Source organism: Streptomyces yerevanensis, from assembly GCF_000716805.1.
GTDB lineage: Bacteria > Actinomycetota > Actinomycetes > Streptomycetales > Streptomycetaceae > Streptomyces > Streptomyces flaveus.
In genome coordinates this window covers 1-263 of sequence record NZ_JNWJ01000273.1, presented here as the reverse complement: position 1 = coordinate 263, position 263 = coordinate 1, and the positions used below count along the sequence as shown (strand labels likewise).

The 263-nt window shown below is 69.2% G+C and carries 1 protein-coding gene; it reads right to left on the bottom strand.

The window, feature by feature from the left end; translation table 11 throughout:
- Nucleotides 1–230 (bottom strand): fructosamine kinase family protein (locus tag OP79_RS49395; protein ID WP_211271028.1); only part of this gene is annotated, 230 nt, incomplete at its 3' end.
- Nucleotides 231–263: the final 33 nt, after the last annotated feature.

The following is a 263-nucleotide window of genomic DNA, read 5'->3' as shown; positions in this document are numbered from 1 at the left end:
TCGAACACCTGGGGAGTACGGATGCCCGCGCGTTCATGGAGCGCCCTGAGTCCGGCCGCCTCCAGCGGGAACAGGTCGGGCGGAGCGTCGACGGATCCCTTGAGGACGTACGCCCTTCCGTCGTCGAGGGTCAGCCGCCAGACATCGTTCACCGCGCCGCCGGAGAGCGGCTCGGCGTCGACCACGTCCGGGACGACGTCGCTGGGCAGGCTCTTCCAGAGGGTGTTCACGCGATCAGCTCCGACAGGGCGTTCCACAGGGTG